The organism is Desulfosalsimonas propionicica (assembly GCF_013761005.1).
Lineage (GTDB): Bacteria > Desulfobacterota > Desulfobacteria > Desulfobacterales > Desulfosalsimonadaceae > Desulfosalsimonas > Desulfosalsimonas propionicica.
This window is the reverse complement of the sequence record NZ_JACDUS010000002.1, coordinates 514,989-529,945: the sequence shown is the minus strand read 5'-3', so window position 1 is coordinate 529,945 and position 14,957 is coordinate 514,989. Positions and strand designations below refer to the sequence as shown.

17 protein-coding genes are annotated in these 14,957 nt (G+C 54.0%); 15 read left to right on the top strand and 2 right to left on the bottom strand.

The window, feature by feature from the left end:
• The first annotated feature begins 2 nt into the window (after positions 1 to 2).
• The 8 genes from aat to HNR65_RS05680 all read left to right on the top strand — a co-directional run bounded on the left by aat (position 3) and on the right by HNR65_RS05680 (position 5,262).
• The gene (gene aat / locus HNR65_RS05715; protein WP_181550494.1) at positions 3 to 722 is read left to right on the top strand and encodes a leucyl/phenylalanyl-tRNA--protein transferase; all 720 of its coding nucleotides are present in this window, start codon (positions 3 to 5) and stop codon (positions 720 to 722) included.
• A gap of 62 nt (positions 723 to 784) precedes the next feature.
• Positions 785 to 1,351 (top strand): GAF domain-containing protein, encoded by a 567-nt coding sequence (locus tag HNR65_RS05710; protein WP_181550493.1) that lies wholly within the window; start codon positions 785 to 787, stop codon positions 1,349 to 1,351.
• Positions 1,351 to 2,259 (top strand): protein kinase family protein, encoded by a 909-nt coding sequence (locus HNR65_RS05705; RefSeq protein WP_181550492.1) that lies wholly within the window; start codon positions 1,351 to 1,353, stop codon positions 2,257 to 2,259. Before HNR65_RS05710 ends, HNR65_RS05705 begins: the two co-directional genes overlap by 1 nt.
• Before the next feature lie 24 nt (positions 2,260 to 2,283).
• Complete coding sequence (locus tag HNR65_RS05700) at positions 2,284 to 2,745, top strand: universal stress protein (RefSeq protein WP_181550491.1); 462 nt, start codon at positions 2,284 to 2,286, stop codon at positions 2,743 to 2,745.
• A gap of 3 nt (positions 2,746 to 2,748) precedes the next feature.
• A complete protein-coding gene (locus tag HNR65_RS05695) occupies positions 2,749 to 3,141 on the top strand; it encodes a histidine triad nucleotide-binding protein (RefSeq protein WP_332309012.1) in 393 nt (130 codons plus the stop codon).
• The gene (locus HNR65_RS05690) at positions 3,142 to 4,440 is read left to right on the top strand and encodes a 3-isopropylmalate dehydratase large subunit (protein ID WP_181550489.1); all 1,299 of its coding nucleotides are present in this window, start codon (positions 3,142 to 3,144) and stop codon (positions 4,438 to 4,440) included.
• Between the two features lie 25 nt (positions 4,441 to 4,465).
• On the top strand, positions 4,466 to 5,002 hold the full coding sequence (locus HNR65_RS05685) for a 3-isopropylmalate dehydratase small subunit (protein ID WP_181550488.1): 537 nt from the start codon (positions 4,466 to 4,468) through the stop codon (positions 5,000 to 5,002).
• On the top strand, positions 4,999 to 5,262 hold the full coding sequence (locus tag HNR65_RS05680; RefSeq protein ID WP_181550487.1) for a phosphoribosyl-ATP diphosphatase: 264 nt from the start codon (positions 4,999 to 5,001) through the stop codon (positions 5,260 to 5,262). The genes HNR65_RS05685 and HNR65_RS05680 overlap by 4 nt, the downstream gene beginning before the upstream one ends.
• Before the next feature lie 233 nt (positions 5,263 to 5,495).
• Here the strand turns inward: HNR65_RS05680 and HNR65_RS05675 are convergent, their stop codons facing one another.
• Positions 5,496 to 5,906: an Hsp20/alpha crystallin family protein gene (locus HNR65_RS05675; protein ID WP_181550486.1), complete on the bottom strand. Its 411-nt coding sequence runs from the start codon at positions 5,904 to 5,906 to the stop codon at positions 5,496 to 5,498.
• A 37-nt stretch (positions 5,907 to 5,943) separates the two neighbouring features.
• Complete coding sequence (locus HNR65_RS05670; RefSeq protein WP_181550485.1) at positions 5,944 to 6,399, bottom strand: Hsp20/alpha crystallin family protein; 456 nt, start codon at positions 6,397 to 6,399, stop codon at positions 5,944 to 5,946.
• Positions 6,400 to 6,712: 313 nt separating this feature from the next.
• Here HNR65_RS05670 and HNR65_RS05665 point away from each other — a divergent pair, with 313 nt between their 5' ends.
• From HNR65_RS05665 to HNR65_RS05635, 7 genes are all read left to right on the top strand, one after another.
• A complete protein-coding gene (locus HNR65_RS05665) occupies positions 6,713 to 7,861 on the top strand; it encodes an acyl-CoA dehydrogenase family protein (RefSeq protein ID WP_181550484.1) in 1,149 nt (382 codons plus the stop codon).
• A gap of 52 nt (positions 7,862 to 7,913) precedes the next feature.
• Positions 7,914 to 8,699, top strand: coding sequence for an enoyl-CoA hydratase-related protein (locus HNR65_RS05660; RefSeq protein ID WP_181550483.1), 786 nt, complete (start codon positions 7,914 to 7,916; stop codon positions 8,697 to 8,699).
• 12 nt (positions 8,700 to 8,711) lie between these two features.
• Positions 8,712 to 10,313, top strand: coding sequence for an acyl-CoA carboxylase subunit beta (locus tag HNR65_RS05655; protein ID WP_232364660.1), 1,602 nt, complete (start codon positions 8,712 to 8,714; stop codon positions 10,311 to 10,313).
• Positions 10,314 to 10,641: 328 nt separating this feature from the next.
• The gene (locus HNR65_RS05650) at positions 10,642 to 11,811 is read left to right on the top strand and encodes a hydroxymethylglutaryl-CoA lyase-like TIM-barrel protein (protein ID WP_181550482.1); all 1,170 of its coding nucleotides are present in this window, start codon (positions 10,642 to 10,644) and stop codon (positions 11,809 to 11,811) included.
• A gap of 68 nt (positions 11,812 to 11,879) precedes the next feature.
• Positions 11,880 to 13,835 carry an acetoacetate--CoA ligase gene (locus tag HNR65_RS05645; RefSeq protein ID WP_181550481.1) on the top strand — a complete coding sequence of 652 codons (1,956 nt, stop codon included), beginning with the start codon at positions 11,880 to 11,882 and terminating at the stop codon, positions 13,833 to 13,835.
• 9 nt (positions 13,836 to 13,844) lie between these two features.
• Positions 13,845 to 14,609 (top strand): DUF6125 family protein, encoded by a 765-nt coding sequence (locus HNR65_RS05640; protein WP_220128295.1) that lies wholly within the window; start codon positions 13,845 to 13,847, stop codon positions 14,607 to 14,609.
• Between the two features lie 57 nt (positions 14,610 to 14,666).
• Entirely contained in the window at positions 14,667 to 14,954 is a 288-nt protein-coding gene (locus HNR65_RS05635; protein WP_181550480.1) for an ACT domain-containing protein, read from the top strand.
• The last annotated feature ends 3 nt before the right edge of the window (positions 14,955 to 14,957 follow it).

The following is a 14,957-nucleotide window of genomic DNA, read 5'->3' as shown; positions in this document are numbered from 1 at the left end:
CCATGCCAATTTTTCGCCTGTCCGAGAAAATGTCGTTTCCGCCGCCGCATTTTGCGGCGGCCAACGGCCTGCTGGCCATTGGTGGGGACCTGAGCCGGGAAAGGCTGCTGCTGGCCTATGAAAAAGGTATTTTTCCCTGGTATTCGCCTTATGACCCGATTCTGTGGTGGTGTCCGGACCCGCGTCTGGTTCTGTATCCCGGGCAGGTGCATGTACCCGACCGCCTGCGCCGGAGAATCAAAAGCGGCTGCTTCCGGGTCACAAGCGATACCGCTTTTGACCGGGTAATCCGGCAGTGCGCCCGGGTGCGCCTGGAAAACAACGAGGAGACCTGGCTGGTTGATGACATGATCGAGGCCTACTGCCGGCTTCATGAAGATGGCTACGCCCACAGCGTGGAAATCTGGCAAAACGGCCAACTGGTTGGCGGGCTTTACGGGGTCTGTCTCGGCGGCTGCTTTTTCGGCGAATCCATGTTCACCCGGGCCAGGGACGCCTCAAAGGTGGCCTTGGTGGCCCTTTGCCGGCACATGGAGAAAAATCAATTTGACATGATCGACTGTCAGGTGGCAACAGCCCACCTGGTATGGATGGGGGCCCGGGAAGTGCCCAGGAAGGTGTTTTTGCGGCAGCTGCAAACTTCCCTGAAAAAACCGACCCCCAGGGACAAATGGGTGGTTTCGCTTCCGGATTTCTCCGGATCCGGAAACGGTCGGTATTGATCCCCCCGGGGCCTCCGGATATGTCAAAAACGGCCCTTTGATGGCCATTAAAGGAGGTTTGCATGAATCACGGGCCTGAACGCAAGTTTTACCTGAAACATTTCAAGTCGATCAGCCTGGCCATTGCCACTTACGAGGATTTCACCCAGCTGGTCAACCACCTTGCTGAAGGCTTGTGCCGGACTTTTGGAGTAAAAGGCGCCAGTATCATGATTCTCGACGAAATTGAACAGGAGCTGTTCCGGGTCAGCAGCCACGGCATCAGCGAGGCTTACGTGGAAAAGGGCCCTGTTTTTGCGGATCCGAAAAAATGCGCCTTTTACACCGGCAATGTGGAGGTGGTGGAGGATTTTCAGTGTGACGAACGGGTACAGTATCCCGAGGCGGCAGCCAGGGAAGGCATTGTTTCCATGATGTCGATTCCCATCAAGTACCACAATATCAACACCGGTCTTATCCGGATCTACCACAGTGACCGGCTCTGCATGCATGATGAGGATGTGGATTCGCTGAAAGTCATGGCCTGTCAGCTCGGAGTGGTCATTGAGGCCAACGGCCTGAGAAATTTTGTGGAACAGATCAAAATGGCCATTGACAATCTGCCGCCCAGAATCCGCGGGAGTTCCTGATGGCGGTGTTGACGCCGGACTTCGGGGATTTTTCCCGTATTGACTGCGGCGACGAAATCGTCCTTGGGCAACGGAGATACCGGATTACCGGATTTGAACGGGAGCGGCGCTTTGGCATCGAAGATCCCAAATTCTGGGTCAAGCGAGCCGTGGATGTGGAAACCGGGGAAAGAAAACTTTTAAAATTTGCCTTTTTTGAAAGCTTTTACACATCTCTTGCCGGCGTAAAAATCCGCTGTTTCCGCAGCCCGGAAAAGGAAAGCCGGATACTCGAGCTTGTGGACGGCCATCCGTTTTTCATGCAGGGATCATCGTTTTGGGATGAAAAGGGAAACAACATCCGGGTACTGGACATCGTGCGGGGCACCAATCTCTTTGTCAAGCTCGGAAACCTTGTCATGGATCACCGCACTTATTTTGAAACCCGACTGCCGGCAATTTTACAGACGCTCATTGAATCATTTGAGGCCATAAGAAAATTGCACATCAATGGATTGCGGCACGGAGATATCCGCAACGACCATCTCATCGTGGAACAGGAAACCGAAAAATACGTGTGGATTGATTTTGACTATGATTATGATGCGCCGGAAAATCCGTTCAGCCTGGATCTGATCGGCATGGGAAACATTTTGCTTTATGCCATGGGCAAAGGGTTTATTGAGCTCTACATGATTGCCACAGACCCGGACAGTTACCCGGGCTTGCTGGAGCGCATCAATGCAGATGATTTTTCCCTGCTTGACAAGTCCCGGTTCATGAATCTGAAAAAAGTCTATCCGTACGTTCCCGAGGGGTTAAATGATATTTTGATGCATTTTTCCCGGGGAACCCAGGTGTTTTATGAAAACATTGACGAATTTCTCGACGATCTGCGCAACGCGGTTGCCGGGTTCTGTCTGGCGTGATAAAAGAAAAACGGGCATACATGCATGGAGGATAAGGCATTGGGTTTTTCCATACTGGTTCCGTTAAATGATTCGGTCAGTTCCCGGGGGCTGGTGAATTTTTTGATCAATATGTCCATTTGTGCGGACTCGGAGATCACTTTTGTCCATATTTTCCGCAAGCCCAGCTCGGGCGAGGAGTTGATGGGCAAAAAATTTATGGGAGAGCTGCCGGTACGCATGCAGGAAATGCTTGAAAAGGCCCGGCAGCGCCTTGTGGAGGAAAAGGGCTTTGATCCCGGAAAAATCCGCGTAGAGCTGGTACAAGAGCCTTATCCGACGATTACCGAAGGAATCATTGATTATTATAACCAGGGGAATTTTGACATGCTGATGATCGGCAGAAAAAAAATGTCCAAACAGGAAGAGTTCGTTCTTGGCGACATCAGCATCAAATTGATCCGGGCCCTGGGCAAAACCGCGGTGCTGGTGGTGAAAACCGGCTGATGCATGTCCACTGCCCATCCCCGGGTACCGCAAAATCCGATAATTGTGTCGCAGGGAGGCGTTATGGAGTCTGATTGCCTGTTTTGCAGGATTGCAAACAAACAAATGGATACGGAATTGTTGATGGAAACCGACGATCTGGTGGTGTTCAAGGACATCAATCCGCTGGCGCCGGTGCATCTGCTGCTTGTGCCAAAACGGCATATCCGTAGCGTCAATGATTTGGAAGATACGGACGGCCCGATTCTTTCAAAGCTGATTTTCGCCGCAAAGGAAATGGCGGTCAAAACCGGTGTGAGCGCCACCGGCTACAGGCTGTTTTTCAATGTGGAAAAGGGCGGGGGACAGGAGATTTTTCATCTGCACATGCACATGATCGGGGGGTGGGAATCCTAGATGCAGGAAAATACAGGTAAAACAGCAGCAGAAAAGATATTTGACGCCCACCGGGTCGACAACCCGGCCGGGGATATGGTTGTGCTGGGTTTGGATGCGGTATTCTGCCATGAAATCACCACGCCGGTGGCTATCAACGACCTGATTGCCAGGGGAAAGGACCGGGTTTTTGACCCCTCGTGCATCATGGCGGTCATTGATCATGTGACCCCGGCCAAGGACTCCAAAACCGCCATGCAGGGAAAGATCATGCGGGATTGGGCCCGGCGCCATCATATCGAGCATTTTTTCGATATCGGCAGAAACGGTGTCTGTCACGCCCTGTTTCCGGAAAAAGGATTTGTCCGGCCAGGCTACACGATTATCATGGGCGATTCCCACACCTGCACCCACGGCGCATTCGGCGCCTTTGCCGCCGGCGTGGGCACCACCGACCTGGAAGTGGGAATCTTAAACGGAGTCTGCGCGTTTCGCTATCCCCGCTCCATTAAAATTGAAATCACCGGTGAGCTGCCAGACGGGGTGTTTGCCAAGGACGTGATTCTGCATATCATCGGCCAAATCGGGGTCAACGGGGCCACTGACTGTGTCATCGAATTTGCCGGTCCCGTGGTGGCGGCCATGAGCATGGAGGCGCGCATGACCCTGTGCAATATGGCCGTTGAAGCCGGGGCCACCTGCGGCATCTGCTATCCGGACATGACCACTGTGGAATATCTCTGGCCTTTTATCCGCACGGAGTATGACTCCCGGCAAGCTGCTCTGGAAAATTATCGCAGGTGGCAGCCGGATAAAGACGCTGTTTACCAGCAGGTGCTGCAATTTGATGTCACGGATCTGCCCCCGCAGATCACCTACGGCTACAAGCCGGACAAAGTGTGCCCGGTTTCGGAAATGCAGGGCACTGCCGTGGATCAAATCTATATCGGTTCGTGCACCAACGGCCGGATAGAGGATCTGCGGGTGGCCGCCCGGGTGCTTTCGGGACAGCGGATCAACGATTCGGTCCGCGGCATTGTGTCTCCGGCCACCCCGGAGATTTATCAAAAGGCCCTGGATGAAGGCATTATCAAAACTTTCATGGATGCCGGCTTCTGCGTGGCCAACCCCACCTGCGGGGCCTGCCTGGGCATGAGCTGCGGGGTGATCGCAGAAGGGGAGGTGTGCGCCTCCACCACCAACCGCAATTTTTACGGCCGCATGGGAAAAGGCGGCATGGTGCATTTGATGAGCCCGGCCACTGCCGCGGCCACAGCCCTTGCCGGCCATATTGCCAATTCGGATCTTTACAGGAAATAAAACTTTACCAGCGAGGCCAAGTCATATGCATACCTTCGGGGGCAAGACCCTGTTTCTGGACCGGTCGGATATCAATACAGACGAAATCATTCCTGCCAAGTATTTAACCGAAATCTCAAAGGCTGCACTGCAGCCCTACCTGCTCGAGGATCTGAACCTGGAAGGCTTTGATCCGGCAAAAGACATTGCCGGCTGCCGGGTGATCGTGACCCGTGCCAACTTCGGTTGCGGCTCCTCGCGGGAGCACGCCCCATGGGCTTTGGAGGTCAACGGTATTCACATGGTGATTGCGGAAAGTTTTGCCCGGATTTTCCGGCAGAACATGTTTAACTGCGGTATGCTGGCCATTGATGTGCCCCGGCAGACCATTGACCGGCTTTTTAGCGAGTTTGCCGGGCCGGACACGGAAATTTATGCAGACCTGGAGACAGGCGAGCTGACTGTGGAAAAACAAGGCCAGCAGACAAGGATTGCCTTTTCCGTGTCTGAATTTGACCGGGCCCTGGTGGCTGCCGGCGGATGGGTGGAGTATGCGGATGCCAGATACGGGACCGGATCATGAAACGCTTTGAAGAACTGTTTTGGCAATTGCAGCAAAAGAAGAAAACCGCAGACCCGGATTCGGGCACCGTGGCCCGTCTGGCCCAAGGCCCCCATGAGATCGGCAAGAAACTGGTGGAAGAAGCCGGCGAGGTCTGGATGGCGGCCCGGTACGAAAGCCGGCAGCAGACCGCAGCGGAAATCGCCCAGCTGCTTTATCACACCCAGGTCATGATGCTGGCCTGTGACTTGAGCCTCGAAGATGTGTATCATCATCTTTGATGGCGCCGTAAAAAGTCCAATATCTGCGTTACGCGCAATTTCTCAGAATTTCACGTACGGATAAGTACGCTGCATTCTACGAAATTGCGCAAGCCTTGATCTTGAACTTTTTACGGCGCCATCTGAAATCAGACTTTTTCCGGTGCCATCATCTTTGAAGCCTCTGAAAAACAGGCGGCACCGGATCTCTGCCGGTGCCGCCTGTTTGCGCTTTCCTGTAAAGATACGGTGTTTTAGTTGTTTTTGATTTCAATTTTTCTGGGTTTTGCCGCTTCAGCTTTTGGCAGTACCAGGGTGAGCACCCCGTCTTTTAGCTGGGCATCGATCTTCTCCTGGTCCACCAGCTCCGGCAGGGTGAACTGCCGGTAATACTGGCCGGTTTCATATTCCACCAGGATGTCGGTTTCGTCCGCGTTTTCAAACGGCTTGATTTCTCCGGTCAGTGTCAGGGTGTTTTCCCGTACGTCAATATTGATATCATCGGTGGCCACCCCCGGCATATCTGCCATAAGGGTGATGCCGTTTTCGTTTTCAAAAATATCCACTGACGGGATAAAGACCGGGCCCGGCCGGGTCTGCTCGGCGCCTGCGGCTTCCTGTTTTCCTTTCACCTGCATGTCCCTGCTTTGTGCTTCGTTTGTCATATCGCATCCTCCTTTCGGAAAAGATCGATTGATTGTTTTATCCCTTGATCTGAATCTGTTTGGGCCGGGCTTTTTCAGATTTGGGAATGGTCAGTGTCAGCACGCCATTGGTGAGCTGTGCTTCGATTTTCTCCCGGTCGATGTCGCCCGGAAGCGTCAATGCCCTGGAAAACCGGCCCGATTCGCGTTCTCTTCGGTGATACCGGGCATTGGGATCAGGCTCGATGGTACGCTGCCCGGAAATGTTGATGTTTCTGCCGGTGGCCTGGATGTCGAGAGCCTCGGCATTAACGCCGGGCAGCTCCGCGCGCAGGATATAGTTCTCCTTGGTCTCGGTGAGGTTGACCAGGGGAAATACCCCCGCCTGCGGAATCCGGTAGCCGGCATCGGCCTGGCCCAGCACCTGGTCCAGATATCTGCGCACCCGGTCCATTTCCTCGAAGGGATTTTTCCAACCAAAATCCGGAAAATCAAGAAATCTTCTGGTGATCATGGCACTTCCCTCCTTTTTTCATGCATGTTTTTTCAGACAATAAATCAGCTCCCTGCTGGATGCAGGTATTTATCCAGATATATCAGGATGTTGACCCACATCTGAAAAGTAATCACAAACTTTGCAGTGTCAAGACAGGCCGATGCATTTTTCTGCTATCAGGAAGGAAAATCACTTTACAAAACTTAACGTTTACGTTACTTTTTTAAACCAGATGTTATTTTTATGATCATTGTATTGTTGCATTCGTTTCCCCCTGTGCCCGGGTTTCGGGCGTGCAAGGCATTCCGCCACTGACATAAGGAGGTGAATCTTGGATTTCGATCTTACCACCGAACAGGAAATGATCCGCAAGGAAATCCGCAAATTTGCCGAAAAGCAGATCGGGCCGGTGGCTGCAGAGCTCGATGACCAGGAAGCTTTTTCTCCGGACCTGACCCGAAAAATGGGTGATATCGGCCTGTTTGGCATGTTTGTTTCAGAAAAATTCGGCGGGCAGGAGCTTGATTACATCTCCTATATTATTGCAGTGGAGGAAATTGCCCGGGTGGACGGCTCCCAGGCGGCCACGGTGGCCGCCGGCAATTCCCTGGGCATCGGCCCCATTCATTATTTCGGCACTCCCGAGCAAAAAGACAAATACCTTCCAAGGCTGTGCGCCGGCGAGGCCCTCTGGGGCTTCGGGCTCACCGAACCCACGGCCGGCTCAGATGCCGGCGGAACCCGGACCACTGCGGTCAAAGACGGCAATGAGTGGGTGATCAACGGATCCAAAATTTTTATTACAAACGCTGCCTGCGAAATGTCAATGGGGGTTACGGTCCAGGCCGTGACCGGCCAGCGCGATGACGGACGGCCGGAATACACTTGTTTTCTGGTGGAACACGGCACCCGGGGTTTTGTTGCCAAACCCATGCACAAAAAAATGATGTGGCGGGCCTCCAATACGGCGGAGCTGTATTTTGACGACGTGCGCGTACCAGCGCAAAACATCCTCGGTCGCCAGGGCGAGGGGTTTCACCAGATGTTAAACACCCTTGACGGCGGGCGGCTCTCCATTGCGGCCATGGGCCTTGGCGGAGCCCAGGGGGCATATGAGACGGCCCTGAAATATGCAAAGCAGCGGGTCCAGTTCGGAAAACCCATTTCCCGATTCCAGGCCATCGGGTTTAAACTGGCCGATTCCGCCATGGAAATCGAATGTGCCAGGAACCTTTTGTACAAGGCCTGCTGGCTGCGGGACAAGAAACGGCCGTTTCAGAAGGAGGCGGCCATGGCCAAGCTCTACTGCTCCGAACTCATGGGCCGGGTGGCCGATCATGCCGTGCAGATCCACGGCGGATACGGGCTGATGAAGGAATACAACGTGGAACGATTTTACAGGGATCAGAAGCTGCTGGATATCGGCGAGGGCACTTCCGAGGTCCAGCGCCTGGTGATTTCCAGAAACATCGGTTGCTGAAGTCCCCGTTGCCGGGGCCTGTGTGCGGACATAAAGACAGGAGGATCCAGTCATGGAAAATGAAAATGACCTTGTAAAAGAAGACCGGGGCCAGGTCCGGATTCTGACCCTGAATCGTCCCGACATGATGAATGCGGTTAATTTTGCCATGCTCCGGACCCTGAAGGCTGAAATCGAGGCCCTGCGTTTTGATCCCGATATCCGGGTCGTGATTATCACCGGGGCCGGGCAAAGAGCCTTCTGTGCGGGAGCGGATTTAAAGGAGCGCGCCACGCTCACAGACATTCAGGTAAAGGAATTTATCTACACCATCCGCAACCTGCTGAGCGATATTGAATCGCTGAACAAACCGGTGATTTCAGCGGTAAACGGCATCGCCCTGGGCGGGGGAACCGAGATCGCCCTGGCCAGCGATTTGCGCATTGCCTCCATGAACGCCTCCATGGGGCTGACTGAAACCCGTTTGGCCATCATTCCCGGCGGCGGCGGCACCCAGCGGCTGCCCCGGCTTGTGGGACGGGGCAAGGCAAAGGAACTGATTTTCACCGGCCGCCGGGTGGATGCCCAGGAGGCCCTGGACATCAGCCTGGTCAACAGCATCTGCGAGCCGGAACTGCTCATTGATGAGGCACTGAAAATGGCAGAAATGATTTGTGAAACCGGCCCCATTGCCATTGAACAGGCCAAGTTCGCCATTGATGCGGGCATGGAAACGGATCTGAAAACCGGTCTGGCCATTGAATCCAATGCCTACTGGATTACCATTCCCACCCAGGACCGGTTAGAGGGCCTGGCCGCATTCCGGGAAAAGCGCAAACCCGTGTACAAAGGCAAATAGGAGGCCCATCCCATGACAGAAGCCATGACTGAAAACCGGCAGCATTGGTTAAACGAGGAGGCAAAGCTTGATGAACGGGTCAATGCGGCTTTGTGGCCCGGCGGGCAGGAGGCCGTGGACCGCCTGGCCAAACAGGGCAAAAAACCAGTGCGCGAACTTATTGATCAGTTGATCGACCCGGGCACCCAATTTTTTGAGCTTTCCCGGATTGCCGGATTCGGGATGAATTACCCGGGGGTCGAGGATGTGCCCTGCGCCGGGGTGGTCACGGGCCTTGGAAAAATCTACGGCAACTGGACCATGATTTTTGCCAATGACAGCCGGGTCAAGGCCGGGACCTATTTTCCCATTACCCTGAAAAAGCACATGCGCGCCCAGGCCATTGCGGAAAAAAACGGGCTTAACTGCGTCTATATCGCTGATTCCGGCGGGGCCTTTCTGCCCATGCAGGCCGATGTATTCCCGGACGATCAGCATTTCGGCTCCATGTTTTACAACATGGCCCGGATGTCGGCCATGGGATTAAAGCAGGTGACCCTGAGCACCGGGGGCAATACCGCGGGCGGAGCCTATATCGTGTTTATGGCATGCGAGGCCGTAATGATCGACAAAATGTCCTATTCTTTTCTGGGCGGACCGCCCCTGGTAAAAATGGCCACCGGAGAGGAGATTTCCGCGGAAGACCTGGGCGGTGCGCGGGTGCACACCCATGTATCGGGCGGGGCCGATCATTTTTGCAAAAATCAGGACGAAGCCATTGAGAAAGTGCGGGAGGTTTTGTCCCTGGAGCCTTTGCAGACCTGCCATCTCCAGCGTTTTGAGGAAAGCCCGTCTTTATATCCCATGGAACGGATCTATGATATCCTGCCGGCCCTGGGCAGCCAGGCCATTGATACCCGGTCCGTGATCGAAACCATGGCCGATGATAGCCATTTTATTGAATACAAGGCCCATTACGCTCCGGGCCGGGGCGATAATATTCTTGCCGGCAAGGTCCGGATCAAGGGCTATCCCATGGGGGTGATCGCCTCCAACCGAATCGGGATCATATTCGAGGAAGCCGCCCGAAAGGCCGCGGAATGGATCGTGCGTTGTTCCCATGAAAAAATTCCCATTTTGTTTGTCCAGGGTTCGCCCGGCTACATGGTGGGATCTGATGCCGAGCACAACGGCATTGGAAAATACGGGGCCGACATGGTAAGGGCCGTGTCCTGCGCCCAGGTGCCCAGAATTCAGCTGGTCATCGGCCAGGACAACGGCGCGGCCAACTACGGCATGTGCGGAAGGGCCTACCGGCCCACGTTTTTGTTTAACACCATGCGGGGCCGGACTTCGGTGATGAGCGGCAGAAGTGCCGGCGGGGTGCTGCTCTCCATTGAAGACAGAAAACGCCAGGCCCAGGGCAAGCCCATGACAGACGAAGAGCGCGATGCATTTTATAAAAAAATGGTGGAAAAATATGACGGCGAGGCCCATCCGTTTTTCTGCGGGGCCCGGCTGTTAAACGACCGGACCCTGAAATTTACCGAAATCCGGGACTGGCTGGCCATGGCCGCAGAAGTCAGCACCCTGCAGCCCATCGGCGAGCCCGGTTTCGGCAATTTCCGCTTTTAAACATGGATGGCGCCGGAAATAGTCCAATATCTGCGTTATACGCGATTCCTCAGAATTTCACGTACAGCTAAGTACGCTGCATTCTTTGGCAATCGCGCAAGCCTTGATCTTGAACTGTTTCCGGCACCATCCAACAATTTGCTTTTTACGAGATTGTCAAACATTGATGGACTCGTAAAAGATCCTAAAACGAATAGAATCGCCAATCAATAAAAAATAACTTCTTGATTTTACTTAATAGTTAAAACTTAACACTTAACACTTAAAATTGCCTGTAAAAAAGACTTTTTACAGGCTTATCAACCTTGAACCATCACAGGGGGGATTTATGACCGAATATGATCTCTGGAAAATTTTTCCGCGCATGCCCGAAAAAGTCACCATTGGTGATATCACGGTTCGCGACGGGTTCCAGCATCTGGAAAAGTTTATCTCCACCCGGGCCAAGATTTTTTACGCGGAGGAAATGATTTTTGCCGGGTGCCGCAACATCGAGGTCACCAACCTGGGAAACCCCTACCTGCTGCCCCAGTTTTCGGACGCAGAAGAGGTGCTGGGCTATCTTCGGGGAGAGCGGTTTAAAAAGCGCTGTGCCAAGAGGGGCGTTAACCCGGATGATGTCTGCATCACGGCCGTGACCATCCGGGAACCAGCAGTGGATCGGGCCATTGCGCTAAAGCAGAAAGGTATCGGCCCGGACCGGGTGCTGATGATGGTTTCCACAGAAGAGGAGCATCATTTTGCCAACTCCGGGGTCACGCTTCCCATGTACTGGAAGGAGGCCGAGCGGTGCATCAAAAAATGCACGGATGCGGGAATCAAGATGTGCGGCACTGTGAGCACCATCTGGGGCAGCCCCATTGCCGGAGCCACTGAATTAAAGGATGCAGTGGAATTTACCAAGCGGTGGCTGGAAATCGGGGCAGCAGACATCGAGCATGCAGATCATGACGGAAGTGCTTCAGCCCCTGATGTATACCGCTATTTTTCCATGATCCTTGACGAAATACCCAACACGGATCTGCACCTCGCACATTTCCATGAAACCAAGCGTGTTGCCGCAGCCTCCATTCTGGCAACCCTGCAGGCGGGCATCACCCAGTTTGAAGCCACCCTTGGCGGCATGGGTGGCCAGCCGGCCAATTTTCTGGATGACTGCCCGGTGCCGGGAACCGGGGAGTATTATTATGATGATCCGCGCTATGTGGGATTAAACTGTCTGGAGGACATGCTGGTGCAGATCGATGAGATGGGCATTGCCCACGGATACGACGTGGACCGGGTGCTCTGGCTGGGCCGCCAGATGGAGCGGACAGCGGGTAACAGGCTCCGCAGTGAGGCGGTAATCAACGGCCGGACATTAAAGGAGGGCCACATGAAGTTTGCCCGGCCGGGCTTAAAACAGCTCAAGCAAAAGCAGGGGGAAAATCCGGACCAGCTGCTGCCCGCAGAATGGGGAGAGCAGGCCGTGCTGCCGGAAAAGCTCAGGCCCGTGTAAAATCCCACCGGCTGGACAACGGAAGGGGCCGGAAATCAAAAATACTGTTATCAAAAGGGGGGCCGAAGATGTCAAAACTGCTTTGGCAGCCATCTGAACAACGAATCCGGCAGACGCGCATGTACCGCTTCATGACTTATGTCAATGAGCGGTACAACAAGGATTTTTCCTGTTATGACCATCTCTACCAGTGGTCTGTCACCGAGATTGCCGATTTCTGGGCGGCAGTCTGGGATTTTATGGAAATCCGGGCATCTGTGCCCTATGATCAGGTCATCGATGACCTGACCAAAATGCCCGGCGCCAAATGGTTTGCCGGCGCACGGCTCAATTTTGCGCAAAATCTGCTGCGATACCGGGATGACAAAACCGCTCTGGTTTTCCAGGGTGAAGACCGGGCCCCGGAGTACTGGAGCTATGCCCGGGTCTATGAGGAAGCCGCGCGCCTGGCCGCATCCATGAAGGAATTGGGTGTGGGTCCGGGCCACCGCGTAGCCGGCTACATGCCCAACATGGCTGAAACCGTTATTGCCATGCTGGCGGCCGTGAGCCTGGGGGCCACATGGTCCTCGTGCTCACCGGATTTCGGCATCAAGGGAGTGCTCGACCGGTTCGGCCAGATTGAGCCAACTGTGCTGTTTTCCGCTGACGGCTATTTTTTCAAGGGCAAACGAATCGACACCATTTCCCGCCTGGATGAAATTGCCGGGCAAATCCCGTCGGTCAAACGATTTGTGGTTGTGCCCTATACCATGGAAAACCCTGACATTTCGGGTATCAAAAACGCCGTGATGTATCCGGATTTCCGGGCCGGCGGGCCGGCACCGGAAATGGAATTTGCTCAATTGCCGGCCGACCACCCTCTTTATATCATGTATTCATCCGGCACCACAGGTCTTCCCAAGTGCATGGTCCAGGGGGCCGCGGGAATACTGGTCAACCAGTTAAAGGAAATGGTGCTGCACACGGATGTGGGACGCGAAGACACGGTTTTTTATTTCACCACCTGCGGGTGGATGATGTGGAACTGGCTTGTCAGCGCCCTGGCCACGGGCGCCACCATTGTGCTCTATGACGGCAATCCGTTTTACCCGGGGCCGGAAGCCTTGTGGAAAATGGCGGAAGATCAGAAAATCAGCGTTTTCGGCACCAGCGCAGGATACCTGGGAGCACTGGAAAATTCCGGATTGCGGCCGGGTGACCGCTTTGATCTGAGCGGTCTGCGGGCGGTTTTGTCCACAGGCTCGCCTTTGTCTGAGGAAGGTTTTGAGTTTGTTTATGACGCCATCAAAAGTGATTTGCAGCTGGCCTCCATTTCCGGGGGCACGGATTTAAACGGCTGTTTTGCCCTGGGCAATCCCATGGGTCCGGTCTACGCAGGTGAATTGCAGTGCCGGGGCCTTGGCATGAAAGTGGAAGCCTGGGATGAACAGGGTCAGCCGGTTATCGGCCGGCAGGCGGAACTGGTGTGCACCGCACCTTTTCCGTCCATGCCCCTGTATTTCTGGAACGACCCGGACAACAAGAAATATTTGTCGGCCTATTTTGATGTCTATCCCGGGGTGTGGCGGCACGGGGACTATATTGAGATCAACGAGCGCGGCGGAGTAAGGATTTACGGCCGGTCGGATGCCACATTAAACCCCGGCGGCGTGCGTATCGGCACGGCTGAGATCTACCGCCGGGTCAATGATTTTGCCGAGGTTGAAGACAGCCTGGTGGTGGGCCAGAACTGGAAGGGGGACGTGCGGGTGGTGCTGTTTGTCAAACCGGTGCAGGGGTGTGCAGTGGATGAGGATCTGAAAGACCGGATTAAAAAAAATCTGCGGCAGAATGCTTCACCCCGCCACGTGCCGGCCAAAATTCTGGAAGTACCCGATATTCCCTATACACTGAATATGAAAAAAGTGGAGCTGGCGGTTAAAAACATCATTGAAAACAAACCCGTGAGCAACCGGGACGCGCTTTTAAACCCGGATGTGCTCGATTTTTATGCCAACATCAAGCAAGTGCACGAGGAGTAGAAAACCACCATGACACAAAACAATCAAACAGCGGCGTTTTCCTCCATTGAAGAAATGTCTGAATCCGACCTGGGCCGGTATATGGTCACCATGATGCACCGGATGGTCATGCACCACGTGCTATGGTTCTCCGAGGTCAAGCACCAGATGGGCTTTGAACAGGCCATGGAAATGCTGGATCAGGCCTTTGAAACAAGTTTTCAGATCCAGCTCAAACGCCTTTCCAAGGTTCTGGGTTTTGAGATCAGAGAAGGCCTGCCCGCCCCCTTGCTGGATCTTTCAGCAGAAAAAAAGGGCGAGCTCATTGGTGCGCTGTGCGCCAACTGGCTGGTCAATGACGGGGTCTGGTTTCAGACCGTGGAACAGACTCACGGCATGAACGAGGCCAAGCGTTGCAATGACTCCTGCTGGACCCATTTTTCTCCGGTGGAAGCCGGCCTGATCCGCCGTTTTTTGGGGCTTTCCAAAAAACCCGGGCTGGAGGGGCTCAAAAAGGCCCTGGGATTTCGCATGTATGCCAATATCAACACCCAGTCCATTATTGACGAGGGACCCAACAGTTTTGTGTTCCAGATGAATGAATGCCGGGTCCAGGTGGCCAGAAAACGCAAAAACCTGGCCGACTATCCCTGTAAATCCGCCGGGTTGGTGGAATACAGCTATTTTGCCGCAGCCGTTGATCCGCGCATCCGCACCGAGTGCATCGGATGCCCGCCTGACGAACATCCCGAAGAATGGTATTGCGCCTGGCGCTTTTCCATGGCAGAAGAATAATGATCGATGCCCCTGGGGGCAAACAAGACATTTGAACGCAAGTGGAAAACGCGGCCCATGGAAAAGAAAAAAGAAATGGTGTTTATCACCGTTATTGGCGAGGACAAAAAAGGAATTGTGGCCACGGTGGCCACCTATCTTTATCATCAAAACATCAATATCATCGATATCAACCAGCGGATCATGCCCGACGGCTGCTTTGTCATGTCCATGTTTGTTGATGTCTGCGATGCAACTGTCAACATGGAGGAACTGAGCCTGGGCCTTGAAAAAATTGGCCAGGAGCTGGCCATGTCCGTACAGGTACAGCATGAAAACATTTTCCGGATGATGCACAGGATCTGAAAA